24 protein-coding genes are annotated in these 23,517 nt (G+C 71.7%); 19 read left to right on the top strand and 5 right to left on the bottom strand.

All coding sequences use genetic code 11. From position 1 onward, the window contains the following. The first annotated feature begins 11 nt into the window (after positions 1 to 11). Positions 12 to 1,418, top strand: a complete 1,407-nt coding sequence (locus D7044_RS18520; RefSeq protein WP_199716678.1) for an ABC transporter substrate-binding protein — start codon at positions 12 to 14, stop codon at positions 1,416 to 1,418. Positions 1,419 to 1,523: 105 nt separating this feature from the next. On the opposite strand, the gene D7044_RS18515 is transcribed toward D7044_RS18520, so the two are convergent. From D7044_RS18515 to D7044_RS18505, 3 genes are read right to left on the bottom strand one after another with little or no spacing between them, the layout of a single operon-like run. Beyond that, on the bottom strand, positions 1,524 to 2,087 hold the full coding sequence (locus tag D7044_RS18515; protein ID WP_120674783.1) for a GerMN domain-containing protein: 564 nt from the start codon (positions 2,085 to 2,087) through the stop codon (positions 1,524 to 1,526). Continuing rightward, complete coding sequence (locus tag D7044_RS18510) at positions 2,084 to 3,439, bottom strand: sensor histidine kinase (protein WP_120689664.1); 1,356 nt, start codon at positions 3,437 to 3,439, stop codon at positions 2,084 to 2,086. The genes D7044_RS18515 and D7044_RS18510 overlap by 4 nt, the downstream gene beginning before the upstream one ends. Then, positions 3,436 to 4,110 (bottom strand): response regulator transcription factor, encoded by a 675-nt coding sequence (locus tag D7044_RS18505; protein ID WP_120674779.1) that lies wholly within the window; start codon positions 4,108 to 4,110, stop codon positions 3,436 to 3,438. Before D7044_RS18505 ends, D7044_RS18510 begins: the two co-directional genes overlap by 4 nt. 170 nt (positions 4,111 to 4,280) lie before the next feature. Between D7044_RS18505 and D7044_RS18500 the strand changes: the two genes are divergently transcribed. The 10 genes from D7044_RS18500 to bla all read left to right on the top strand — a co-directional run bounded on the left by D7044_RS18500 (position 4,281) and on the right by bla (position 13,307). Beyond that, complete coding sequence (locus tag D7044_RS18500) at positions 4,281 to 4,667, top strand: hypothetical protein (protein WP_120689663.1); 387 nt, start codon at positions 4,281 to 4,283, stop codon at positions 4,665 to 4,667. Then, positions 4,664 to 5,227: an STAS domain-containing protein gene (locus D7044_RS18495; protein WP_120689662.1), complete on the top strand. Its 564-nt coding sequence runs from the start codon at positions 4,664 to 4,666 to the stop codon at positions 5,225 to 5,227. The genes D7044_RS18500 and D7044_RS18495 overlap by 4 nt, the downstream gene beginning before the upstream one ends. 57 nt (positions 5,228 to 5,284) lie before the next feature. Next, positions 5,285 to 5,575, top strand: coding sequence for a BON domain-containing protein (locus D7044_RS18490; RefSeq protein WP_407663320.1), 291 nt, complete (start codon positions 5,285 to 5,287; stop codon positions 5,573 to 5,575). A 5-nt stretch (positions 5,576 to 5,580) separates the two neighbouring features. After that, a complete protein-coding gene (locus D7044_RS18485) occupies positions 5,581 to 5,883 on the top strand; it encodes an STAS domain-containing protein (RefSeq protein ID WP_147434687.1) in 303 nt (100 codons plus the stop codon). Between the two features lie 50 nt (positions 5,884 to 5,933). Further along, a complete protein-coding gene (locus tag D7044_RS18480; protein ID WP_120675296.1) occupies positions 5,934 to 6,314 on the top strand; it encodes a YccF domain-containing protein in 381 nt (126 codons plus the stop codon). Positions 6,315 to 6,747: 433 nt separating this feature from the next. Next, positions 6,748 to 8,295, top strand: a complete 1,548-nt coding sequence (mmsA, locus tag D7044_RS18475) for a multiple monosaccharide ABC transporter ATP-binding protein (protein ID WP_120674769.1) — start codon at positions 6,748 to 6,750, stop codon at positions 8,293 to 8,295. Continuing rightward, on the top strand, positions 8,292 to 9,590 hold the full coding sequence (mmsB, locus tag D7044_RS18470; protein ID WP_120674767.1) for a multiple monosaccharide ABC transporter permease: 1,299 nt from the start codon (positions 8,292 to 8,294) through the stop codon (positions 9,588 to 9,590). The genes mmsA and mmsB overlap by 4 nt, the downstream gene beginning before the upstream one ends. 53 nt (positions 9,591 to 9,643) lie before the next feature. Further along, positions 9,644 to 10,747, top strand: coding sequence for a substrate-binding domain-containing protein (locus tag D7044_RS18465; RefSeq protein WP_120674765.1), 1,104 nt, complete (start codon positions 9,644 to 9,646; stop codon positions 10,745 to 10,747). 109 nt (positions 10,748 to 10,856) lie between these two features. Next, positions 10,857 to 12,083 (top strand): ROK family protein, encoded by a 1,227-nt coding sequence (locus D7044_RS18460; protein WP_120689834.1) that lies wholly within the window; start codon positions 10,857 to 10,859, stop codon positions 12,081 to 12,083. Between the two features lie 285 nt (positions 12,084 to 12,368). Further along, positions 12,369 to 13,307, top strand: coding sequence for a class A beta-lactamase (bla, locus tag D7044_RS18455; RefSeq protein ID WP_120689833.1), 939 nt, complete (start codon positions 12,369 to 12,371; stop codon positions 13,305 to 13,307). A gap of 217 nt (positions 13,308 to 13,524) precedes the next feature. Here the strand turns inward: bla and D7044_RS18450 are convergent, their stop codons facing one another. After that, positions 13,525 to 15,111, bottom strand: a complete 1,587-nt coding sequence (locus tag D7044_RS18450) for a DHA2 family efflux MFS transporter permease subunit (protein ID WP_120674763.1) — start codon at positions 15,109 to 15,111, stop codon at positions 13,525 to 13,527. Between the two features lie 302 nt (positions 15,112 to 15,413). Between D7044_RS18450 and D7044_RS18445 the strand changes: the two genes are divergently transcribed. Together D7044_RS18445 and D7044_RS18440 are read left to right on the top strand one after the other, a co-directional pair. Beyond that, on the top strand, positions 15,414 to 16,178 hold the full coding sequence (locus tag D7044_RS18445; protein WP_120689661.1) for a hypothetical protein: 765 nt from the start codon (positions 15,414 to 15,416) through the stop codon (positions 16,176 to 16,178). Between the two features lie 78 nt (positions 16,179 to 16,256). Then, a complete protein-coding gene (locus D7044_RS18440) occupies positions 16,257 to 16,718 on the top strand; it encodes a DUF5709 domain-containing protein (RefSeq protein WP_120689660.1) in 462 nt (153 codons plus the stop codon). 125 nt (positions 16,719 to 16,843) lie between these two features. On the opposite strand, the gene D7044_RS18435 is transcribed toward D7044_RS18440, so the two are convergent. Continuing rightward, a complete protein-coding gene (locus D7044_RS18435) occupies positions 16,844 to 17,662 on the bottom strand; it encodes a DUF3152 domain-containing protein (protein WP_120674757.1) in 819 nt (272 codons plus the stop codon). 143 nt (positions 17,663 to 17,805) lie between these two features. Here D7044_RS18435 and D7044_RS18430 point away from each other — a divergent pair, with 143 nt between their 5' ends. The 6 genes from D7044_RS18430 to D7044_RS18405 all read left to right on the top strand — a co-directional run bounded on the left by D7044_RS18430 (position 17,806) and on the right by D7044_RS18405 (position 23,113). After that, entirely contained in the window at positions 17,806 to 18,309 is a 504-nt protein-coding gene (locus tag D7044_RS18430) for a SigE family RNA polymerase sigma factor (protein WP_120689659.1), read from the top strand. Beyond that, the gene (locus D7044_RS18425; RefSeq protein WP_120689658.1) at positions 18,306 to 19,058 is read left to right on the top strand and encodes a hypothetical protein; all 753 of its coding nucleotides are present in this window, start codon (positions 18,306 to 18,308) and stop codon (positions 19,056 to 19,058) included. Before D7044_RS18430 ends, D7044_RS18425 begins: the two co-directional genes overlap by 4 nt. A 61-nt stretch (positions 19,059 to 19,119) precedes the next feature. Further along, the gene (locus D7044_RS18420) at positions 19,120 to 19,542 is read left to right on the top strand and encodes an acyl-CoA thioesterase (protein ID WP_120689657.1); all 423 of its coding nucleotides are present in this window, start codon (positions 19,120 to 19,122) and stop codon (positions 19,540 to 19,542) included. Between the two features lie 103 nt (positions 19,543 to 19,645). Beyond that, complete coding sequence (locus tag D7044_RS18415) at positions 19,646 to 20,314, top strand: spermine/spermidine synthase domain-containing protein (RefSeq protein ID WP_407663319.1); 669 nt, start codon at positions 19,646 to 19,648, stop codon at positions 20,312 to 20,314. Between the two features lie 139 nt (positions 20,315 to 20,453). Next, entirely contained in the window at positions 20,454 to 20,942 is a 489-nt protein-coding gene (locus D7044_RS18410; protein WP_120674749.1) for a DUF2231 domain-containing protein, read from the top strand. A gap of 155 nt (positions 20,943 to 21,097) precedes the next feature. Next, the gene (locus tag D7044_RS18405) at positions 21,098 to 23,113 is read left to right on the top strand and encodes an LVIVD repeat-containing protein (protein WP_120674747.1); all 2,016 of its coding nucleotides are present in this window, start codon (positions 21,098 to 21,100) and stop codon (positions 23,111 to 23,113) included. The last annotated feature ends 404 nt before the right edge of the window (positions 23,114 to 23,517 follow it).

Genomic DNA, 23,517 nt, shown 5'->3' with positions numbered 1-23,517 from the left:
GAGGAAGCACAGTGCGTACCACCCTGCGCCGGGTGGCGGTCGGGCTCTCGCTCGCCGCCCTCACGGCCACCGCCGCGGCCTGCGGTTCGGCCACGGCGAACGACGACGCCGCGGGCGGCGGCACCGAGGCGCCGGCCGCCAGCGCCCTGGACGGCAAGGGCGAGGTGTCGATCGACTTCTGGCACGCCATGAGCGGCAAGAACGGTGAGGCACTTCAGCAGCTGACCGACCAGTTCAACGCGAAGAACAAGGGCCGGGTCAAGGTCAACCTCCAGTTCAAGAACACGTACGACGACACCCTCTCGGCGTACAAGGCCGCGCTCAACAGCGGTCAGGCGCCGGACGTGGTCCAGGTCTACGACATCGGCACCCGATTCATGATCGATTCGAAGTCGACGGTGCCGGTGCAGTCCTTCGTGGACGTCGACAAGACCGACACCTCGGACATCCAGCCGAACATCGCGGGCTACTACTCGGTCGACGGCAAGCTCTACTCGATGCCGTTCAACACCTCGATGCCGCTGCTCTACATCAACAAGACGGCGTTCACCAAGGCCGGCCTCGACCCGGCCAACCCGCCGAAGACCCTCGACGAGATCACCGAGGCGGCCCGCAAGCTGACCGTCAAGGACGCCGGCGGCCGGGTCACCCAGTACGGCTTCGGCGCCGCGCTCTACGGCTGGTTCCTGGAGCAGTGGACCGCCGCCGGCAACCAGGAGTACTGCGACCAGGGCAACGGCCGCGACGGCCGGGGCACCACCGTCAAGCTCGCCACCGACGACCACGTCAAGCTGCTGACCTGGTGGAAGAAGATGGTCGACGAGGGGCTCGCGCCCAAGCTCGACAGCAACACCACGACCGCCGACAACGCCTTCACCGCCGGCACGGTGGCGATGACGCTGGAGTCGACCGGTTCGGTGGGTGGATTCCTCACCAGCACCCAGGGCAAGTTCGAGATCGCCACCGGCAACTACCCGAAGATCAACGCCACCGACGCGGGCGGCCCGATCATCGGCGGCGCCTCGCTCTGGGTCGTCGGCAAGGGCAAGGACGACGCGCACAAGCGCGCCGCGTGGGAGTTCGTGAAGTTCCTCTCCGACAAGGACGTCCAGGCGACCTGGCACACCTCGACCGGGTACTTCCCGATCAGCAAGGGCGCCCTGGAGACCGAGGTGGACAAGCAGTGGGTCGCGCAACGGCCGCAGTTCCAGACCGCGATCACCCAGCTGCAGAACACCCCGCTGAGCAAGGCCACCCAGGGCTGCCTGCTCGGCGCCATGCCGCAGGCCCGCAAGGCCGCGGAGCAGGCCATGCAGGCGGCGGTGCTCAGCGGCACCGACCCGCGCACGGCGCTGCAGCAGCAGGAGCAGGCCATGGCCGGCCCGATCAAGGAGTACAACCAGTCGGTCGCCGGCTGACCGCCGGAGGCTCGTCGGCCCCGTTCCCGCGCCGCACGGCGGGAGCGGGGCCGAACTCTGTTCGGGGCCCGGCCCGGACCGGAAAGCCGCCTCCCGGACGGGGATTCAGCGCACCGGCATGAGCGGCGCGTAGTCGAGGGCGCCGAGCGGCGCGCGGGAGAGCGAGCCGTCCCCGCGCGGCACGTCCAACGGTCGCCCGTCGCGGCGGAACGAGACCCGGTCCACGTCCCGGCGAGTGGTGAGCGTACAGACGATCTGCCCGAAGGCGAGCACCTCGTCGCTGCGGCCGGTCTCCTCACCGGCCGCCCGGACGTCCACCTCGGCGAGCGTCCCGTTCATCCGTACGCCCGCCACGCTGACCGTACCGGGCAGCGCGCTCGCGAAGCCGGCCTCCCGTTCACCGGCGGTCGGCCCGGCCAGCAGGTGCTGGAGGTGGAGGTCGATGCCGGGCAGGCTGTCCAGCCGTCGTCCGGCGCGGTCGAGCCGGCCCTCCCGGACGAAGCAGAGCGCCTCCGTCACCCGCCCGGACGCGGCCGTCGGGCCGGCGGTCACCGCCGTCGGAAAGGCACCGGCCGGCGGCCGCACGCGACGGGGCGCGTCGTCGACCGGCACCCCGCAGCCACCGAGGAGCACGACGAGCACGGCCCCGCCGAGGAGACGGCGGCTCACGGCACGGCCCCCGGCAGCTCCACCCGGAACCGAGCTCCGCCCTCCGGACGGTCGGTGACGCCGGCGCGTCCGCCGTGCGCGCTGGCGTGCTGGGCGACGAGCGCCAGCCCGAGACCCGTACCGTCGGTGTCGGCGCGGGCGTGCGCGGCCCGGCCACGGACGAAACGGTCGAAGATGGCCTCCCGGTCGGCGGCGGGCACCCCCGGGCCGTCGTCGTCCACCACCAGCACGGCCGTGTCGGGGAGCCGGGTCGAGAGGTGGACGGCGACCGGACCCCCGCCGTAGCGGGCCGCGTTGTCGAGCAGGTTCAGCAGGATCTGCTCGAACCGGCGCCGGTCCACCCGCCACTGCGTCGCGGCACCGGGTTCGGCCCGGACGAGTTCGTCGGGGAGACCGCGGGCCCGGCAGGTCTCCCGGGCCAGCGTCACCACGTCGACCAGCTCCCGCTGCGCGGGCTGCTCGGTCCGGGCCAGCTCGATGAGGTCGTCCACGAGGCGCTGGAACCGGTCCACCTCCTCGGCGACCAACCGGGCCGCCGTCGCCGTCCGCTCGTCCTGGTGTTCGCGCCGCCGGCTCAGGACGCTCGCCGCGGCCGCCAGCGTCTGCAACGGCGAGCGCAGCTCGTGGCTGACGTCGGCGGCGAAGCGCCGGTCCCGGTCGATGCGCTCCACCAACTCGTCGACCATCCGGTTGAACGAGGTGGAGAGTCGGGTCAGGTCGGGGTCGGTGACCACGTCGAGGCGGGTGGTGTAGTCGCCGGCCGCGATCCGCTCGGCGGCGTCGGCCACCGCGGTGAGCGGGCGCACACTGTGCCGGGTGGCGTACCAGCCGAGGGCCGCGCCGGAGCCGGCGGTCATGATGGCCACGGCGGTCAGCGTGAGCGCCACCACCTGGAGCGTCTGCGCGACCTCCCGCAGGGAGGTGAGCTCGTAGTAGCTGGTGGTGCCGGAGATGGGAACGCCGACGAGCAGGGTGGGCTGCCCGGCCACGGTGATCCGCTGCACGGCGGCTTCGCCGGAGCGCACCACGCGCTGCAGCTCCTCCGGGACGGGGCTGCCGTCGGTCTCCGCGGAGCGGCTGTGCCACTGGCCGTCGCGGTGCAGTAGCGGGCGGCGGCCGGCGCCGGTGTCCAGGGACCGCAGCACCGCCACGACGTCGGGGTCCTCCGTGTCGAGTCCGGTCCGCACCACGGCCGCGTCGAAGTACGCCGCGCGCACCGCCGTCCGCTCCCGCTCCTCGAGCAGCGAGTGCCGGGTCAGGTCGTACGAGAAGAGCGCCATCGACGCGGCCAGCAGCAACGCGCCGACGGCGAACGCGGCGGTGACCCGGGCGCGCAGTCCGAGGCGGGTCATCGCTGCAGTTTGTAGCCGAGGCCGCGGAGCGTGACCAGGTGCCGGGGGTTGGCCGGGTCGTCCTCGATCTTCTGCCGCAGCCGGCCGACGTGCACGTCGACCAGGCGCTCGTCGCCCGTGTCGTACCCCCACACGCGCTGCAGCAGCTGCCGGCGGGAGAGCACCCGTCCGACGTGCTCGGCCAGCTCGCAGAGCAGCCGGAACTCGGTACGGGTCACCGGCACGGCCTGACCCGCCCGGCGCACCTCCCCCGCCTCCGGGCTGACCTCAAGGTCGCCGAAGACGTGGCTGCTGACCGGTGCGGCTCCGGTGCGGCCCCGCCGTCGCAGCGCCCGCAGCCGCGCCGACAGCTCCTTGATCGCCACCGGCTTCACCACGTAGTCGTCGGCCCCCGCCTCGAGCGCGGCGACGATGTCATGCGTGTCGTCCCGGGCGCTGACCACCACGATCGGCACGTCGTCGTCGCGGCGCAGCTGCCGGATGCACTCGAAACCGTCCATGCCCGGAAGCATCAGGTCGACGAGCACGTTCTCCGCCGGGTCGGTGCGCTGCCGGCGCAGCCCCTCCTCCGCGGTGGCCGCCCCGTACGCCCGGTAACCCTCCTCTTCCAGTGCGAGCAGGAGCGCCAGCCGGATACGGTCGTCGTCCTCGATCACCAGCACGGCCGTCATATCGGCATCATCCTCGGCCCGCCTCTCCCCGCCCAACCGTGGCCGCCGTTCCCCTGATTTGTCACGGAACTGTCATGGAACCGAGCGGGCGCCTCCACGGTCGCCACCGAGGGTGGTTATCGGACGCCACGCGGTCGCCCGCCGGGGCGACTGCGACGAGGGAGGGGCACGTGAGCGGCAGCGCGCTGGTGAGCGCAGTGCTCGTCGGGCTCGCCGTCGGCGTGCTCGGCCGGTGGGCGGTGCCCGGGCGGCGCGCGGCGCCGCTCTGGCTGACTCTCGCCCTCGGGGTGGCGGCCGCGCTGCTCGGCTCCACCGTCGCGCGGCTGGCGGGCGCCGACCTCGACAGCTTCCCGGGCCTGCGGCTGACCGTCCAGGTTGGCTGCGCCGGTGGCGCGGTGCTGCTCGCGCTCCTGACCACCGGCGCGACGGTGGCCGCCCCGCCGTCGCGAGCGCACCCGGCGGCGGCCGACGCCCCGGACGAGCCTGGTCCCGCGGGCCACCGGCCACCGCCGGATCCCCGTTCCCGGCCGACGAACGAACAAGAGGAGTTGCGATGACCGTCGTGCCCACGGATCACCTGATGACCCTGATCTGCGACGGCTGCGGCGACACGATCACCGGTACGGCCCCCGTCCTGCCCGACGCCGAGGTCGTCTGGACGCTGGTCTTCTCCAACGACTGGGTCGGCTCTCCCTTCGCCGCCGGCCCGCACCACTGCCCCCGGTGCAGCCTGACCCTCTTCGCAGACGGCTCGACCGCCGGGTCCGCGGCGCAGGAGCGGGCACTCGGGATCGACTACCTGGACGAGGTCGGCAGGGAGCCCGCGGCCGTCGAACGGGATCCGCAGGAGGCGCTGCGGCGGGCGTTGCGGGAGGCGGTCGACCACGACGACCTCGTCCTCGTCGATCTCAGCGAGGTGCAGGTCATCGACTCGACGGGGCTCGGCCTCCTCGTCCGCGCCCGCCAGGAGGCCCGACGACGGGACGCGACGCTCTGCCTGGTCGCGCCCTCCAGGTTCGTCCTGACCGTGCTGCACACGATGCGCCTCGACGGGGTCTTCCCCGTCGCGGAGAGCCGTGAGGCGGCCCTTCGGGTGCCGGCCGACACCTCGCCCTGACCCAGCTCGGCCGGTCCGTGCCGGCAACCCCGCGACCGCGCCCATCCTCGGAGGAACCTGATGCCGCCCTGGCCCGACGACGCCCTGTACCGCTACCTGAAGGCACCGGGGCCGATGAACGACGACGCCCGGTTGGCCGCGCTCGTCACCCAACGGCTGGGCATCGACTGGACCACCCGCCACCAGCAGATCGAGGTCACGGTGCAGAACGCAGTGGTGATCCTCTCCGGCAGGGTGGCGAGTCCGGAGGTCCGCCGGGTCGCCGGCGACCTGGCGTGGGACGTGCCGGGCGTCTTCGACGTCTGCAACACCCTCCGCCCGCCGAGGCGTCGGCGCCGACGGGGATGAGCGGGTTGTCGATCACGTCGGTGATCCGCTCGACGGGCGTCGTCGTACTGGTGCTGCGCGGTTCGGTGGGGCACGCCGACCTGGCCGGCTTCCGTGATGTGCTCTCCGACACACTGCGGGCCCGGCGCCCCGGGAGGTTGGAGGTGGACTTCGCCGGCGTCCTCGACGTCGACCCGGCTGCGGCCGGGCCGCTCGCGGCGGCGATCTGCGCGGCGTCCTCCGCCGCCACCCTGGTCACCGTCGCACACGCACCGACCGTGGTCGGTCGGGAGCTGCGGCTGCACGGCGGTGGGGGCCTGCTGGTCTGACCCGCGACGCCGAACGCGTGCCTTGGCGTCGGACGGTCATGCTGGACAGCATGATCCGTTTCGTGTTGAACGTGCTGTGGTTGATCTTCGGTGGCGGGATCGTGCTGGCGGTCGGCTACGGCATCGCCGCGCTGATCTGCTTCCTGCTCGTGGTGACGATCCCGTTCGGTGTCGCCGCGCTGCGGCTGGCGAACTACTCGCTCTGGCCCTTCGGCCGCACCCTCGTGCCGAAGCCGGGCGCGGGCGCCGGTTCGGGGTTGGCGAACGTCCTGTGGGTGGTGCTCGCGGGCTGGTGGCTGGCGCTCTCCCACATCGTCGCCGGGGTCGCGCTCTGCGTCACGCTCATCGGGATCCCGTTCGGCATCGCCAACTTCAAGCTCGTGCCGGCGGCGTTCTGGCCGCTGGGCCGCGAGGTCGCCGACCTGCCCTGAGCCGCTGAGCGACCGGGACGGGAACCGGCCAACCGGTCGCCAGGGGCCGAAACACGTCATGGGGGCGTTCGCGTGCAACCGGGCACGGACCGTACCCGGACGAGAGGGCGGTGTCGAGCCTCCAGGAACGCCTGCCATGATCATGCCTGCCCTGCGGCCGACACCGGTGGAGACCGGTGCCGAAACCGGGCCCGGAGAGGTGATGACGAGCGTATGCCCGCCGTCACTATCCGCTACGGGTGTGGCACGGATCGCACCGTCCCACATGGTGACCAGGGCAGACGCGGGGTCATTATTACCGGGTTGTTACGGAATTGATGGGCCCCCAGCTTGCGAACGGTCCTCTGGTCCGAATACGTTGCCGACGGCAACAAAACCAGTAGGGCCAGACGCTTCCGGAGGCATCCATGATGTTGGCGAGGTGGTGCGAACAATGAGCGACGTACCGATCCTCCTGGAGATGCGCTCCATCACCAAGGAGTTCCCCGGGGTCAAGGCCCTGTCCGACGTGAACCTGGTGGTGCGCGCCGGCGAGATCCACGCGATCGTCGGGGAGAACGGCGCGGGCAAGTCCACGCTGATGAAGGTCCTCAGCGGGGTCTATCCGTACGGCAGCTACGACGGCGACATCGTCTACAAGGGCGAGGTCTCCCGCTTCTCGGACATCCGGGCCAGCGAGCGGGCCGGGATCGTGATCATCCATCAGGAGCTCGCCCTCATCCCGCACATGTCGATCACCGAGAACATCTTCCTGGGCAACGAGCCCCGCAAGAACGGCGCGATCGACTGGAAGGCCGCGAACCGGCAGGCGCTGGAGCTGATGGCCCGGGTCGGCCTGCGGGAGGACCCGGACACCCTGATCAAGGACATCGGTGTCGGCAAGCAGCAGCTGGTGGAGATCGCCAAGGCGTTCGCCAAGAACGTCAAGCTGCTCATCCTCGACGAGCCGACCGCCGCGCTGAACGAGGACGACTCGCAGCACCTGCTGGACCTGCTGCGCGGCTTCCGCGAGCGGGGCATCACCTCGATCATCATCTCGCACAAGCTCAACGAGATCGAGGCCATCGCCGACCGGATCACCATCATCCGTGACGGTCACACCATCGAGACGCTGGACGTCAAGGGCGACGGCGTCGACGAGGACCGGATCGTGCGGGGCATGGTCGGCCGGGAGCTGCACAGCCGCTTCCCGGACCACACGCCCAAGATCGGCGAGGTCTTCTTCGAGGTCCGCGACTGGACCGTCCGGCACCCGATCTCCGCCGAGCGGCTGGTCGCCAAGCACTCGAACTTCGCCGTACGCCGCGGCGAGATCGTCGGCTTCGCCGGCCTCATGGGTGCGGGCCGCACGGAGCTGGCGATGAGCATCTTCGGCCGCTCCTACGGCCTCTACCAGGGCGGCACGATCACCAAGGACGGCAAGCAGATCGTCCTCAAGAGCGTGGCGGACGCGATCGCCAACGGGCTCGCGTACGTCAGCGAGGACCGCAAGGCGATCGGGCTCAACCTGCTCGACGACATCAAGACGTCCACGGTCGCCGCCAAGCTGTCCAAGATCACGCACCACGGCGTCCTCGACGCGGTCGAGGAGTACAAGGCGGCCGAGGCGTACCGCCAGAGCCTGCGCATCAAGACCCCGACGGTCGACGAGGGGGTCAACAAGCTCTCCGGCGGCAACCAGCAGAAGGTCGTCCTGGCGAAGTGGATGTTCACCGACCCGGACCTGCTGATCCTGGACGAGCCGACCCGCGGCATCGACGTGGGGGCGAAGTACGAGATCTACGGGATCATTCAGCGGCTCGCCGACCAGGGGAAGGGCGTCATCGTCATCTCCTCGGAACTGCCTGAGCTGATCGGGCTCTGCGACCGCATCTACACGGTGTCGGAAGGCACCATCACCGGCGAAGTCGCCCGGCAGGACGCAGACCCGGAAACCCTCCTGAAGCTGATGACCTCGACTAAGAAGATGCAGACACGATGAGCCGACTCAAGGATCTCCAGAAGAACCTCTTCGGAGGGACCACCTCCAACGCCCGTCAGTTCGGGATGATCTTCACGCTCGTGGTGATCGTCCTGATCTTCCAGATCTGGACAAACGGGCTGACGCTGCGGTCGGACAACCTGATCGCGCTGTTCCAGCAGAACTCCTACATCCTGATCCTGGCCATCGGCATGCTGATGGTGATCGTCGCCGGGCACATCGACCTCTCGGTCGGCTCGGTCGCCGCGTTCACCGGCATCCTGGTGGCCAAGGCGATGGCCGAGTGGGACCTGCCCTGGCCGGTCGGGATCCTCTTCGGCCTCGCGATCGGCGCCGTCATCGGCGCCTGGCAGGGCTTCTGGGTCGCGTACATCGGGGTGCCGGCGTTCATCGTGACCCTGGCGGGCATGCTGCTCTTCCGCGGCGGCAACCAGTTCATCGGTAACGCGAACACGATCCCGGTCCCGGAGGGCTTCCGGGTGATCGGTTCCGGCTTCCTGCCCGAGACCGGGCCGAACACCGGCTACAACAACCTGACGCTGCTGCTCGGCCTGGCCGGCTGCATCGCGGTGGTGTGGCGGGAGCTGGCCGCGCGTCGGACCCGCAAGGAGATGAACGCCGAGCCGATCCCCATGTGGATCTCGATCCTGCGCATGGCCGTGATGGTCGGCGTGCTGGTCTTCGTCTCGCTGCGCTTCGCGAGCGGTCGGGTGGGCACCAGCTTCCCGGTCTCCGGCATCATCCTGGTGGCGCTCGTGCTGGTCTACTCCTTCTTCACCCGCAACACGGCGGGCGGTCGGCACATCTACGCGGTGGGCGGCAACGCCCGCGCCGCGGAGCTGTCCGGCGTGAAGCTCAAGCGCGTCAACTTCTTCGTCATGATGAACATGTCGGTCCTGGCCGCGCTCGCGGGCATGATCTTCGTGGCCCGCTCGGCGGCCTCCGGTCCGCAGGACGGTAACGGCTGGGAGCTCGACGCGATCGCCGCGGTCTTCATCGGTGGCGCGGCCGTCGCCGGCGGCATCGGCACCATCAGCGGCTCGATCGTCGGTGGTCTGGTCATGGCCGTGCTCAACAACGGCCTCCAGCTCGAGGGCGTGGGCACCGACAAGGTGCAGATCATCAAGGGCCTCGTCCTGCTGCTGGCCGTCGCGGTCGACGTCTACAACAAGAGCCAGGGACGCTTCTCGATCATCGGAAGCCTCACGCGCTCCTTCCGCCGGGATACGCCGGCCGCACCTACGCCATCGTCCGGCGCGGAGCATGAGCCCGCCAAGACGACGGTCGCCGGCTGACGCCCGCCGGCCGCAACTCACCGCACCATCCCTCAAGAAAGGCAACCACCCCAATGCGCAAGTTCATTGGCAAGACGGTGGCCGTCGGCGCCATCGCGATGCTTGCCCTCACTGCCTGCGGCTCCGGCCGCGACGAGGGCACCAGCGGCGGCTCGGGCAGCGAGGCCAAGGGCTTCGCGGCCAACTCGCTGATCGGTGTCGCCCTCCCGGCCAAGACCTCGGAGAACTGGGTCCTCGCCGGTGACCTCTTCACCAACGGCCTCAAGGAGGCCGGCTTCCAGGCGGACGTGCAGTACGCGGGCGCGTCGACCACGGTCGCCGACCAGCAGGCCCAGATCACCGCCATGGTCACCAAGGGCGCGAAGGTCATCGTCATCGGCGCGACCGACGCCGCGCAGCTGTCGACCCAGGTCGCCGCGGCGCACCAGGCCGGCGCGAAGGTCATCGCGTACGACCGGCTGATCGTGAACAGCCCGGACGTCGACTACTACGTCGCGTTCGACAACTTCAAGGTCGGCCAGCTCCAGGGCCAGGCCCTGCTGGACGGCATGAAGGCCAAGAAGCCGAACGGCCCGTACAACATCGAGCTCTTCTCCGGCTCGCCGGACGACAACAACTCGAAGGTCTTCTTCGACGGCGCGATGAGCGTGCTCCAGCCGGAGATCGACAAGGGCAACCTGGTCGTGGCCTCGGGTCAGAAGGAGATCAAGCAGACCGCCATCCAGGGCTGGAAGGCCGAGGGTGCGCAGGCCCGCATGGACCAGCTGCTGACCTCGACCTACGGCAGCAAGGAGCTGGACGGCGTCCTCTCCCCGAACGACACGCTGGCCCGCGCGATCATCACCTCGGTGAAGGGCGCCGGCAAGCCGGTCCCGGTCGTCAGCGGCCAGGACTCGGAGGTCGAGTCGGTCAAGTCGATCGTCGCCGGTGAGCAGTACATGACGATCAACAAGGACACCCGCACGCTGGTCAAGCAGACCATCGACATGGTGAAGGCCCTGCAGGCCGGCAACGCCCCGCAGGTGAACGACACCAAGACCTACAACAACGGCTCGAAGGTCGTCGACACCTTCCTGCTCCCGCCGGTCGCCGTCACCAAGGCGAACGCGGCTGAGGCGTACGCGAACGACCCGAAGCTCGCGCCGCTGACCAAGTAAGTAGCACCACAGGTAGACGTCGGGTCCCGGAGATATTTCCGGGACCCTTCGTCTTTCCCGGACCGAACGGCCCTGACAGACGGAAGGAGGTGCGGCTGTGCGCCCCCCGCTGTCCGCTCTCCACCGACCCGGTCGTACCCCGGCCGTCCCGGCGTCCCCCTCGCCCGGTGCCAGCCAGGAGGAGATCCGCCGGCAGAACCTCGGCGCCGTGCTCCGCCACGTGCACGTCCACGGTCCGACCTCCCGCGCCGAACTGACCACCCGGCTCGGCCTCAACCGCAGCACCATCGGGGCGCTCGCCGCCGACCTCGCCGCCGCCGGCCTCGTCACCGAGGGCGCGCCCGTCACGACCCGCCGCGGCCGCCCCTCCCTGGTGGTGAGCCCCCGCTCCAACCGGGTCTACGCCCAGGCGCTCAGCATCGAGCCGGACCGGTTGCGCGTCGCCCGCATCGGCCTCGGCGGACGGGTCCTCGACCTACGCGACACCCCCCGACCCGCCGGGACGTCCGCCGTCGACGCGGTGGTCCCGCTGGCCGCCCTGGCCCACGAGATGGACCGGGACGTGGCCGCGGACTCGATCCGGGTGGGCGTCGCGGTCGCCGTGACCGACACGACCCGCGACCGCGACGGCCGGATCCGCATCGGCGGCCCCGACGAGACGCTGCGCGCCGACATCGAGGCCGCGTTCGGCGACGGCCGGCCCGGGCCGACCGTCCTCGCGGGCGACCTCGCCGACATCGCCGCCCTCGCCGAACACGTCCGGGGCGTGGCCGCCGGCGTGGACGACCTCATCTACCTGCACGGATCGCACGGCGTCAGCGCCGGCATCATCATCGAGGGCCGGCTCGTGGTCGGCCACGGCGGCCGCAGCGGCAAGGTCGGCCACATGGTGGTCAACCCGGGCGGCCTGCCCTGTGAGTGCGGCTCACGCGGCTGCTGGCAGACCGAGATCGGCGAGGCCGCGCTGCTGCGCCACGCCGGTCGGAACGCCACGCCCGGCGCGGTGCAGGAGGTGCTGCGGGCCGCCGCCGACGGGGAGCCGGAGGCCGCGGCCGCGGTCGCGCGGGTCGCCGACTGGCTCGGCTTCGGGGTGGCCAACCTGGTCAACGTGGTCAACCCGGACACCGTGGTCTTCGGCGGGTCGTTGCGCGAGATCTACCTCTCCGGCGCGGACGTCGTCCGCCAGCGCCTGGACGAGCTGGCACTGCCCGCCTCCCGCGAACACGTGCAGCTACTTCCCGCGGCGCTCGGACCCGACGCCGCCCTGATCGGCGCCGCCGAACTCGCCTTCGCCCACCTGCTGGCCGACCCCCTGCACATCGGTTTCGCCGCCTGACCCGATCCGCGGCCGAGCCCGCCTTCGCGCCCCACCGGCGGACCTGCGGGCCGTCCGTGCCGCACCCCGACCCCCGACGGCGCCGCCGGTAGACCGGGCGGCGAGACGCTCGCGGCGGCGCACGGCCGGCCGCCCCTCCGCCGCCCGGCGCCGGTTAGCCGCCGCCCGGCGTGGGTTCGCCGCCCAGCGTGGGTTCGTCGCCCGGGGAGGCAACCGTGGCCCGGCGTTCGCGCGTGTTCCCCTCGGCAGTTCAGTGGCACGTCCGCGACGTCTGGAGGTATGCCGATGGGTTTTCCGAGCACACGGGGCGGCGCCGCCGTGGCCTGCGCGGCGGCGATCCTCGCCGGCCTCGCGGCCTGTGGCCCGAAGGGGCACCCGGCCACCCCGAGCGGCACCGGAACCGCGGCGGCCCCGGCCACCGGCACGCCGCCCGCGGTACCGGCGCCGGACCGGGAGTTCGGTCGGCTGGAGACCGAGTTCGACGCGCGACTCGGCGTCTTCGCCGTCGACACCGGGACCGGGGCGACGATAGGTCACCGGGCCGACGAGCGCTTCGCGTACGCCTCGACGTTCAAGGCGCTGGCCGCCGCCGTGCTGCTCGACCGGACCTCGGCGGCCGACCTCGACGAGGTCGTCCGTTACTCGCGCAGCGACCTGGTGGCCCACTCCCCCGTCACCGAGAAGCACGTGACGACGGGGATGCGGCTGCGCGACGTCGTCGACGCCGCCGTCCGGTACAGCGACAACACCGCCGCCAACCTGATCCTGCGCCGCCTGGACGGCCCCGAGGGGTTCCAGCGGGAGCTCCGCCGGCTCGGCGACACGACCACGGAGGCCGACCGCTACGAGACGGCGCTCAACGAGGGACGACCCGGCGACCGCCGGGACACCAGCACGCCCCGGGCCTTCGCCACCGACCTACGGGCGTACGCGGTCGACGACGCGCTGAGCCCGGAGGATCGGGACGTCCTCAACGGGTGGCTGCGACGGAACACGACAGGTGACGCACTCATCCGCGCGGGGGTGCCCGCCGGCTGGATGGTCGGCGACAAGACCGGCGGGGGCGGGTACGGCACCCGCAACGACATCGCGGTGCTCTGGCCGCCGGAGGGTGCGCCGATCGTCCTCGCCGTGATGTCGAGCCGCGACACCCGGGACGCCCCGTACGACGACGCGCTCATCGCCCGGGCCACCCGGATCGTCGTCGACGCGCTGCGTCCCTGAGCCGGCGCCGCCGGCCGCTCCCCGATCGATCCCGACGGGTCGGACGCAGCCGGTCGCCCGGCTCAGCGGGGTTCGCGCCCCGGCGGACCAAGGGTTCGCGGCCCGGCGGACCGGGGATTCGCGCCGCGCCGGGCCGGGGTTCGCGCCCCGCCGGGCCGGGGTTCGCGCCGCGCCGGGCCGGGCCGCCGGGAACAGCTCCCCGGCGGCCCGACAAGCGTCAGTGGATGACGACTGGCGTACGGGACTCCTCGCCCTGCCCACCGTCGGGCAGCTCGGTGCGCACCCGCCGGCGGGGCAGGAACGCGGCCGGGATGAAGGTGAGCGCCACCAGCGCGAACGCGACCCAGAACGTGCCGGAGAAGGCGCGGGCCGCGAAGTCGAGCCCTCGGTCGATGAGCCCCTGCGGGACCGGGAACTGGTCGAGCAGCTCCGGCCGCAGCCGGCTGGCGATGGCCAGCCCCGCCTCGGTGAACGGCTTGCTGCCGCCGGGCTCCGTCACCCCCGGGATCGGCCGGGAGCCGTTCAGCTCGTTGGTGAGGATCACCGACATGACGGCGGCGCCGACCGAGCCGCCGATCTGCTGGAGGATGTTGACCAGCGTTGAGCCGCGCGCCACGTCGTGCGCGTTCAACGTCCGCAGCGCCGACGTCATGATCGGCATCATGGTGCCGCCCATGCCCAGCCCCATCACGAAGAGCGAGCCGCAGAGCAGCACGTACGACGTGTTCGGGTCGATCTGGGTGAACGAGAAGAACCCGACGACGATGAGCGCCAGCGCGAAGGGCACCGTACGCCCGACGGGCACCCGGTCGGCGAGCGTGCCGGCGATCGGCATCGTGATCATCGCCCCGATTCCCTGCGGCGCCATGAGCAGACCCGCCGCCAGCGTCGACTCACCGCGAACCTGGAGGAAGTAGCTCGGGAAGAGCAGGCCCGCCCCCATGAACGCGATGATGAAGACGAAGAGCGTCACCGTGGCGACCGTGAGGTTTCGGTTGGCGAAGAGCCGCAGGTCGAGCAGCGGGTGCCGGGGCCGGAACGAGTAGACGACGAACGCCACCACCAGCGCGGCCCCGACGAACATCGGCCCCCACACCTCCGGGTCGGCGAAGGTGCCGGCCTCCGGCAGCGTGGAGATGCCGTAGAGGAAGAGGGCGAGCCCCGGGGAGAGCATCAGCATGCCGATGAAGTCGAAGGACTCCGACGGCTCGGGCGCGTCCTTCGGGAGCGCGAACTGCGCGTAGACGAGGGCGGCGATGCCGATCGGGATGTTGATCAGGAAGATCCAGTGCCAACCGGCCGCGTCGATCAGCCAGCCACCGAGGATCGGCCCGGCGATCGGGCCGAGCAGCATCGGGATGCCGAGGACGGCCATCAGCCGACCGATCCGGTTCGGGCCGGCGGCCCGGGTCATGATCGTCATGCCGAGCGGCATGAGCATGCCACCGCCGAGGCCCTGCAGGACCCGGTAGGCGATCAGCTGCCCGATCGAGTCGGCCGTGGCGCAGAGCGCCGAGCCGATGGTGAAGAGCGCCAACGCGGTCATGTAGAGGCGTTTGGTGCCGAACCGGTCGGCGGCCCACCCGGCGAGTGGGATCACCGTGGCGAGCGCGAGCGTGTAGCCGGTCATCGTCCACGCGACTCGGGCGTACGAGGCGTCGAAGTCGTCCTGGAACGTGGGCAGCGCGACGCTGACCACTGTCACGTCGAGGATCGACATGATCGCGCCGAGGACGACGACACCCGCCACCTTGAGGACCGCGGCGTCCAGTTTCTCCGGTGCCGCGGTGACTTGCTGGGTCACACAAACTCCTGACGTCGGTCTCGCTGACGGATGGTGAGCGGTGGGGGTGGCGCCGTACTGCGGAAGGCACGGCTCGCGGAGGGCGAGTGCTCGCAGGCAGAGTAGCGACCACCTCCGACAGGCCGCCCCTGGATTAGCCCGACCACCCCGGCCCGATCCGGTGACGTTCCGTCGCGGTACGACGGCGTTCGTCCAATTTCCCGCTGGGTCAACCGGGCCACCGCCGGATCGTGACGTCAATCCGATGGTGACTTCGCACACACGATGCGCGACCATGGCCGGACGGCGAACGGGGGGCTCGGATGAAGCGTGCGGGCACTGACGGCAGCGGCTTCGGGGCGGCGACCCTCGACGGGGTGCGTCGCGGCGTCGGCACCGCGCCGCGGCGCTGGCTGATCGCGGTCACCCTGCTGGTCGGCGTACTGGCCGCGATGGGGCTCACGGCGGCCGTCCCACCGGACGAGCTGACCTTCGCCGCGCTCGCGGAGCCGGTGCAGGCCCTCATGTCGGTCGCCGTGCCGTTCCTCGGCACCCTGCTCGCCCACGACCTGCGGCGCCAGCCCGGCACCGTCCGGCTGGGCCCCACGGTGCTGGCCGCGACGCTGCTCGCCGCCGCGGTCGGGCTCATCGGAGTCGTCGCCTGCGCCGCCGCGCTCACCCTCGCCCCGGACGGCGTCGCGCCGGACGCGTGGCGGCACGCCGGGACCATCGTGGCGGGCAGCGTCCTGGTCCAGGTCGTCGCGCAGCTGGTCGGCATCGGGCTGGGGCTGGGGCTGGGCTCCTTCGTGGTCGCGGCCCTCGCCAGCATCGTGCTGCCCCTCGGCCTCTACGGCCTGCTCGGCGCCGCCGACTCGCTGCGGCCCGCGCGGGCGTGGCTCACCCCGTACGCGACGCTCCAGAACCTCCTCTCCGGCGAGACGGACGCGGTGCACTGGGCGCAATGGGTGGTGGTGCTCCTCATCTGGGGGTTCGGCCTGATCGCCGTCGGCGCGGCACGGCTGCGCCGGCGTCCCGCGACCGCGGCCGTGCCGGCCCCCAGCTCCGTTTCGTGGGAGTCCCGCCACTGAACGTGTCCCCTGCTCACGATCGGCCGGGGCAGGTTCTAGGCTTGAGGGCCGCCGCAGGGGCGCTGAGGGGAGACTGACGTGAGCGAGACCGACAACATCGACCGCATCGAGGAGTGGAACGTCGCCGAGGACGACGGGGTTCTGGACGCCTCCGACACCCTCGACGGCGATCGGATCAGTGATCCCCTCGACACCGGCATCGCTGCGGCGGACCACTGGTCCGGGGCGAACCGGTACGGCACGACCCCTGCCGAGGAGCGGGCGGGCGAGTCGCTAGAGCAGCTGCTTGCCGAGGAGGAGCCCGACATCGACCCGTACGCCGAGGTGGCCGACGACGAGGACGAGCTGATCCGGCGGGGCGACGAGCAGGACCCGAGGGCGGGACGCCTCGTCGCCTACGACGAGGGCTTCGGCGACGACGAGGAGCCCGACGCGGTGGCCTGGGACGCCGGGATCGACGCCGGCGCGGCCAGCGCGGAGGAGGCCGCCGTCCACCTGGTGGACGACCCGAACGGCATGGGCGACGGCCCGTTGCGGTAAGGCGCTCCCGCCTCACCGCAACGGCGGCAACCCCGCTGCCTCGGACGCGGGCCTGGCCGGTCGGCCACGCTCATCTGCGCTACGGCAGCGGCTGACGTCGGCGAAGGGTCCCGGTGACGGGCCCTTCAGCCCGCCCGGCCGCGCTCCCGGGGCGGGATGGGGTCGTCGTAGGCGCCGGAGCGCCCGTGGTAACTCTCGCCGTCGAGGTACGGCTTGGCGTTGGCGGTGCAGCCGTGCAGGCCGAGCGTCTGCTGCTGCATGACCGGCGCCGGTTCGCCGCGGCCTGGGCAGCGCTCGTGCCCGTGGCCGAGCCGGTGCCCCACCTCGTGGTTCACCATGTACTCGCGGTAGGTGGCCAGGGGCGCGCCGTAGCGCGGCACGCCCTTCACCCAGCGCGCCACGTTCAGCACCACCCGCGCGCCGTTGCGGCAGGACGTGTAGCCGTCCGGCACGTCGCCGCAGAGCTCGTCGCGGGTACCCGGGGTCGCGAGGTAGATGGTGAAGTCGGCGGGCTGCCCCGGCCCGACCCGGCGCAGGGTCAGCGACCCGTCGGCGGTCCAACCCTCCTCGTCGTTCAGGTACCCGGTGACCTCGGCGGCGAAGGCCGAGGTCTCGATGCCGACGATGTCCCGCTCCACCGACACTCGGTAGCGCATCAGCTCACCCTTGCCGCGCGGGGCGGGTGACTCGGCGGCCGCGGTCCGCCACCGGTTGCCGCCCTCGGCCGGGTAGTTGATCGCGACCGGGGGGCGGGAGGAGGCCGAGGGCGACAGCACGGGGCCGGCGGGGTTGACCAACCGGACCGGCGGCGCGGACGTCGGCCGGCTTCCCGACGCGGGCTGCCCGCCCGACGCCGGCTGGCCGCACCCGGCCGGCAGGAGCCCCAGCAGCCCCGCCACCGGCAGCGCCAGCAGGGCACTGCGGCGCGTAGTCTTCCTCGACATGTGTCTCCCCTCGCCGCACACCGTCCACCGGTGGCGCGTCGGAGAAAGGACGCGCGAGGCGGCCGAAAAGTTGATCACTCGCGGACTCAACCTTTCGCGCTCCCCACTCGTCCTGATCGTCGTGAGGTGCGGAGCGGGCGGACATGGCACGAGATGACACCGAGTTCGTCGAGTTCGCCCGCGCCGCCTCCGGCCGGCTGGTGCACGCGGCCTTCCTGATGACCGGTGACCGCCACGAGGCCGAGGACGCCGCGCAGACCGCGCTGGCCCGGACGTACGCCTCCTGGTCGCGGATCCGCGGCGACGACGCCTACCGCTACGCCCGGTCGGTGCTCGTCAACCACCTCGTCGACCGCTGGCGGCGGCCGATCCGGGAGTACCCGACCGAGGAGCTGCCCGAGCAGCGTGACGACGATGTCGCCGACGCGGTGGCCACCCGGCGCTGGCTCTTCGCGATCCTCGGCACGCTGAGCCCGCGCGAACGCGCCATCGTCGTCCTGCGCTACTACTTCGACCTTCCGGAGGCCCAGGTGGCCCACGAACTCGGCGTCTCGGTGGGAACGGTGAAGAGCACCAGCTCCCGAGCCCTCGAGAAGCTGCGCGGCGTCGGCGCCGGGGCGCCGCGGGTGCACGGGACCCGCCGATGAACGAGGCGGACCGGCTCCGCGAGGCCATGCGGGTGACCGAGTCGACCGATCAGGGCATGCTCGACCTGGCCGCGGTCGTACGCGAGGGTCGGCGGCTGCGCAGGCGGCGGCGTCTCGCCGGCGCCGGCGCGGCCGGGCTGGTGCTGGCGGTCGCGGTGGCCGTCCCGGTGGCGCTGCGTCCGGGCGGCCCGCCACCACAGCGACCGGCGGACGCGATGACGACGGCGTCCGTCGCCGCGCCCACGGCGACGCCCACCGCCGGACCCACGACGGGCACCCCGGTCAGCCCCGGCGGCACGGACCGGAAGCCGACCGGCGCGGTGGTCTCCAGCGGTATCCGGTACGGCGCGCAGGAGCGCGTCTTCTACTTCGTACCGGTCGATGTGCCGTCGGTGCCGCGCGTCAAGATCGGGTTGGTCGCCGGGCGCCGCGACACCGACGGGAGGCTGACGCCGGACGTCCTGATCAACGACGTCGCGGGGCGTGACCGCCACGAGGGCTTCCACGAGATCGGCTACGACCAGCAGGGTGAGCGCCAGTTCGTCCCGCCGGTGCCCACCTTCGGATACTTCGTCGGACCGGCCATGCGGATCGTGGGCACCGTCGACGGCCGTCAGGTCAACGCCGAGCTCGCGCGCTGGAGTGCGGACCCGCGCGTGGTGATCTTCTGGTTCGACCCCACCACGCTCGCCCCGGGTGTACGGCTGGACGGCATCCTCGCCTACGACAAGCGCGGCGCACGGCTCTGAGTCGGCCTCCCTCCGGTACCGACCACCGGTGCGTCCGCTACCCACCGGTAGGCTCGGGGCCGTGGAAGATCCTTTCCGGGTACGCGTCACCGTCCGCGGCTACGAGCTGGACACCCAGGGCCACCTGAACCAGGCGGTCTACCTCCAGTACGGCGAGCACGCCCGGTGGGAGTGCCTACGCGCCGCCGGCATCTCGCAGCAGCGGCTCCTCGCCGGCGGCGTGGGTCCGGTCGCGCTGGAGGTCACCCTGCGCTACCTCAGTGAGCTGCGCGGCGGTGACGAGGTCGACGTGTCCTGCGCGTTCCGCTGGGGCGAGGGCAAGACGTTCCGGATCGAGCAGGACTACACCCGGCCGGACGGCAGCCCGGTCGCGACGCTGACCGGGGTCGGTGGCCTGCTCGACCTGTCGGCCCGCCGCCTGGTCCCCGACCCCCGGGCGCGGTTCCGCGAACTCGCCACCGATCCGGCGCCGCTCGGTCTCTGAACCGCCGGTTGACCCGTCGCGGCGGCCCGCCCAATTCGGCACGGCCGTTCCGCTTCGTCGGCCGGTCGGAAAATCCGCCGGCCCGCCCTGCCCGTTGGCATAGATTGGCCGGGTGAACGAGGCGGTTACGGTGGTCGACCGGGTCGTGACCGAGCGGGGCGAGCTGGTGCTCCGGCGGTGTGCCGAACACCTGGAGATCATCAGCAACGGAGTGTTCCTGATGGACACCCGCGCCGGCACGTCGGAACGGCTCCTCGTCCGGGAGTCGTTGCGGTCGATGCCTGCCGGCGGCCGGATCCTGATCGGGGGCCTCGGGGTGGGCTTCTCCCTGGCCGAGGCCGTGGCCTCCCCGGTTCCGGCGGAGATCGTGGTCGTCGAGATCGAGGCGGCGCTGATCGACTGGCACCGGGACAGCCTCGCCCACTTCAGTGAGCACGCCCTCGACGACGCCCGCGTCCGGATCGTCAACGACGACATCGTGCGTTGGCTGGGTACGACCGGCGAGTTGTTCGACGCCATCTGCCTCGACGTCGACAACGGTCCGGAGTGGACGGTCTTCCAGGACAACGCCGCGCTCTACGGCGACGACGGGCTCGAACTGCTGCGCGAACGGCTCACCGACGGCGGTGTGCTGGCCGCCTGGAGCGCCGCCGCCGCACCGGCGTACGCCGCCCGGCTGGCGGCGCTGATCGGGCCGGTCACCACGCACCGCGTCGAGGTGCCGCGCGGCGAGCCGGACGTGGTCTACCTGGCCCGGCGCACCCGCCGCTGAGCCGGCGACGGACCGACCGGGCGCGAACGGGCACGCGGCCGGCGGCCGGCGACGACAGGGGTGACAGGGGCGCCGCCGCACCGATAGCGTTCGCTGCCGGTACGCGGCCGATCCTCCCCCTCATCCACAGGAGAGCCCGATGTTCGAGGAGTTCATGGGCATTCCCGCCCACCCGCTCGTGCTCCACGCAGCCGTCGTCTTCGTGCCGCTGCTGGCGCTGCTCAGCGTCGGCTACGCCTTCGTCCCCGTGATCCGCCCGCACACCCGCTGGGTGTTGGGGTTGCTCGCCGTCGGCGCACCGGCCTCCGCGCTGCTGACGAAGCTCTCCGGGGACGCCTTCCTCGCCCGCCTGCGCGGTGCGAACCAGGTCAGCCCCGAGTACCTGCCGAGGCTGGAGGCCCACCAGGATCTGGGCAACCTGACCCTGTACGCGACGATCGGCGCGGCGGTGGTGGCGCTGGCCCTGGTCCGGCTCGTCGCCCCCACGGGGAGCCCGGCCGCTGCGTCGAATCGACCGGCGCTGACCTGGTCGTTGCGGGGGTTGGCACTGCTGACCGCCGCGGCGGCCCTGTACTACGTGATCCGCACCGGCGACTCGGGGGCGAAGGCGGTCTGGGAGGGACTGTGATCCCACGGTCCGGGAATTATGGCGAATTCGCGTCCTCCGCAAATATTTACATGATCCAAACTGACCGGCAGGCGGTACGGTCCTTACTTACCGCGGTGTAAACGCGTGTCGATGCGCATCGTGACCAGGAGGGACACCGCGGCTGGAGGAGACGCATGACCCAGATCCATCGCACCCCAGGCAGGAGACGTCGCCTTCTCGGCGCCGCGGCAACCGCCGCTCTCCTCGTAGCCCTGTTGCCCGGCACCGCGTCGGGCCAGGAGTCCGAACCGGACCCGCGGATCGGGCTCGGCGCGGGCTGGCTGGACGCGCAGAGCGCGATCAGCGACCTCGAACTGCTGGCCCACCGCGACAAGCCGGCGGGCTTCGTGAACCCCGCGAACCCCGGCGACTTCGGCTTCGTCGCCTCGGACCTCGCCTTCGGCGGCAATCACGCCTTCCAGGGCAACTACAACGGCTTCAACGTCTACGACGTCTCGCAGCCGGCCAACCCGACGCTGGTCAGCAGCGTGGTGTGTCCGGGCGGGCAGGGTGACGTGTCGGTCCACGGGAACCTGCTCTTCATGTCGGTCGAGGAGACCCGGGGCCGGCTGGACTGCGGCACCGACCCCGCCGCCGGCACCCGCTTCCAGGGCGTACGCGTCTTCGACGTCAGCGACGTGACCAACCCGGTCCAGGTCGCCGCCGTGCAGACCTGCCGCGGCTCGCACACCCACACGCTGGTGACCGACCCGGACGACAGCGCGAACGTCTATGTCTACGTCTCCGGCACGGCGGGTGTCCGTCCGGCGACCACCATGGCCGGCTGCAACAACACGCCCGCCGCGGGCACCGACCCGGCACGCTGGCGCATCGACGTCATCAAGGTCCCGGTCGCCGCGCCGGAGCAGGCCGCCGTCGTCAACAACCCGCGCCTCTTCGCCGACCCGCAGACCGGCGCGGTCGACGGCCTGCAGAACACCCCGCCCACCACGACCCACCCGTCGGGCAGCCCGTGGGGACCGTCGCCGGTCACCGACGCCTGCCACGACATCACGGCGTACCCGGCGATCGGGCTCGCCGCCGGTGCCTGTGAGGGCAACGGCATCCTGATCGACATCTCCGACCCGGCGAACCCGGTGCGGATCGACGAGGTGTCCGACCCGAACTTCGCGTACTGGCACTCGGCGACGATCAGCAACGACGGCAAGAAGGTCGTCTTCACCGACGAGTGGGGCGGCGGCACCGGCGCGCGGTGCCGCGACACCGACCAGCCGCAGTGGGGCGCGAACGCCATCTTCGACATCGTGGACCGGAAGCTGAAGTTCGCCAGCTACTACAAGCTGCCCGTTCCGCAGACGCTCCAGGAGAACTGTGTCGCCCACAACGGCTCGCTGATCCCGGTGCCGGGTCGGGACATCCTCGTCCAGGCGTGGTACCAGGGCGGCATCTCGCTGATGGACTTCACCGACTCGGCCCACCCGCGGGAGATCGCCTACTTCGACCGCGGCCCGATCAGCCCCACCACCAACGTGCTGGGCGGCTTCTGGTCGGCGTACTGGTACAACGGTGAGATCTACGGCAGCGAGATCGCCCGTGGCTTCGACGTGCTCGGGCTGCGGCCGAGCGAGCACCTGACCGCGGCGGAGATCGCCGCGGCCCGCGAGGTGCAGATGCCGCAGTTCAACGCCCAGCACCAGACGAAGGTCAGCTGGGCGCCGAGCTTCGCCGTGGCTCGGGCCCGCTTCGACCAGTTGGCCCGGACCTGCACCACCACGATCGACAAGCGGCACAACGGGCCGCTGACGGTCTCGGGGGTCACCTGCCTGAACGGCGCGACGGTCAACGGGCCGGTCACCGTACGTCCGGGCGCCTCGCTGCTCGCGTTCGACTCGTCGATCTCCGGGCCGGTGTCGGCGGCGAACGCGGCCGCCGTGCACCTCTACGAGAGCACGGTCCGCGGCCCGGTCAGCATCACCGGCACGCGCGGCAGCACCGCGATCGTGGCGAGCGAGATCCACGGTCCGGCCGTGCTGACCGGCAACCGTACCGGGTCGGTCGAGCCGATCATCGCCGACAGCACGGTGCGCGGCCCGCTCGCGTGCACCGGCAACGCGCCGGCGCCGATCAACCTCGACGCCGCCAACCGGGTGTCGGGGCCGACCAGCGGACAGTGCGCCAGCCTCGACTGACGTACGCCGCAACGGTTCGATGAGGGCCGCGTCCTGCCTCGGCAGGGCGCGGCCCTCGCGTCGTCCCGACCTCGGCGCGCTCCCCACCGGTGGCGGGCCAGGAGATGATGGGCGTCGGCGTGCTCGGCGCTACCGGATCGCCGTCAGGGAACGGCGCTACCAGATCGCCGTGAGGGAGCGGCGGCGAGCGTGACGGCACCTCGGGCGAGCCTGGTGGGAACGGGCCGTAGGGCGGGTGTCGAAGTCCTCGGTCGAGCCGAGGACTTCGACACCCGCCCTAGGCGGTGTCTTCAAAGGTTCACAACCACTGCAGTAGCGCGGCGATGGTTACCGTGGCCTGGTACGACGTCGCGGTCTTGTCGTAGCGGGTCGCGACGCTGCGGCACTGCTTGAGCCGGTTGAAG

It is taken from the genome of Micromonospora musae (assembly GCF_003626635.1).
Classification (GTDB): domain Bacteria; phylum Actinomycetota; class Actinomycetes; order Mycobacteriales; family Micromonosporaceae; genus Micromonospora; species Micromonospora musae.
The sequence above is the reverse complement of the archived record's forward strand: the minus strand, read 5'-3'. Positions and strand labels throughout refer to the sequence as shown.

Coding starts and splice junctions, on each gene's coding strand:
- D7044_RS18510 (WP_120689664.1), bottom strand. CDS start 3,439: ATGACCCGCCTCGGACTGCGCGCCCGGGTCACCGCCGCGTTCGCCGTC.
- D7044_RS18505 (WP_120674779.1), bottom strand. CDS start 4,110: ATGACGGCCGTGCTGGTGATCGAGGACGACGACCGTATCCGGCTGGCG.
- D7044_RS18495 (WP_120689662.1), top strand. CDS start 4,664: ATGACCGTCGTGCCCACGGATCACCTGATGACCCTGATCTGCGACGGC.
- D7044_RS18480 (WP_120675296.1), top strand. CDS start 5,934: ATGATCCGTTTCGTGTTGAACGTGCTGTGGTTGATCTTCGGTGGCGGG.
- mmsA (WP_120674769.1), top strand. CDS start 6,748: ATGAGCGACGTACCGATCCTCCTGGAGATGCGCTCCATCACCAAGGAG.
- mmsB (WP_120674767.1), top strand. CDS start 8,292: ATGAGCCGACTCAAGGATCTCCAGAAGAACCTCTTCGGAGGGACCACC.
- D7044_RS18465 (WP_120674765.1), top strand. CDS start 9,644: ATGCGCAAGTTCATTGGCAAGACGGTGGCCGTCGGCGCCATCGCGATG.
- bla (WP_120689833.1), top strand. CDS start 12,369: ATGGGTTTTCCGAGCACACGGGGCGGCGCCGCCGTGGCCTGCGCGGCG.
- D7044_RS18445 (WP_120689661.1), top strand. CDS start 15,414: ATGAAGCGTGCGGGCACTGACGGCAGCGGCTTCGGGGCGGCGACCCTC.
- D7044_RS18435 (WP_120674757.1), bottom strand. CDS start 17,662: ATGTCGAGGAAGACTACGCGCCGCAGTGCCCTGCTGGCGCTGCCGGTG.
- D7044_RS18430 (WP_120689659.1), top strand. CDS start 17,806: ATGGCACGAGATGACACCGAGTTCGTCGAGTTCGCCCGCGCCGCCTCC.
- D7044_RS18425 (WP_120689658.1), top strand. CDS start 18,306: ATGAACGAGGCGGACCGGCTCCGCGAGGCCATGCGGGTGACCGAGTCG.
- D7044_RS18410 (WP_120674749.1), top strand. CDS start 20,454: ATGTTCGAGGAGTTCATGGGCATTCCCGCCCACCCGCTCGTGCTCCAC.
- D7044_RS18405 (WP_120674747.1), top strand. CDS start 21,098: ATGACCCAGATCCATCGCACCCCAGGCAGGAGACGTCGCCTTCTCGGC.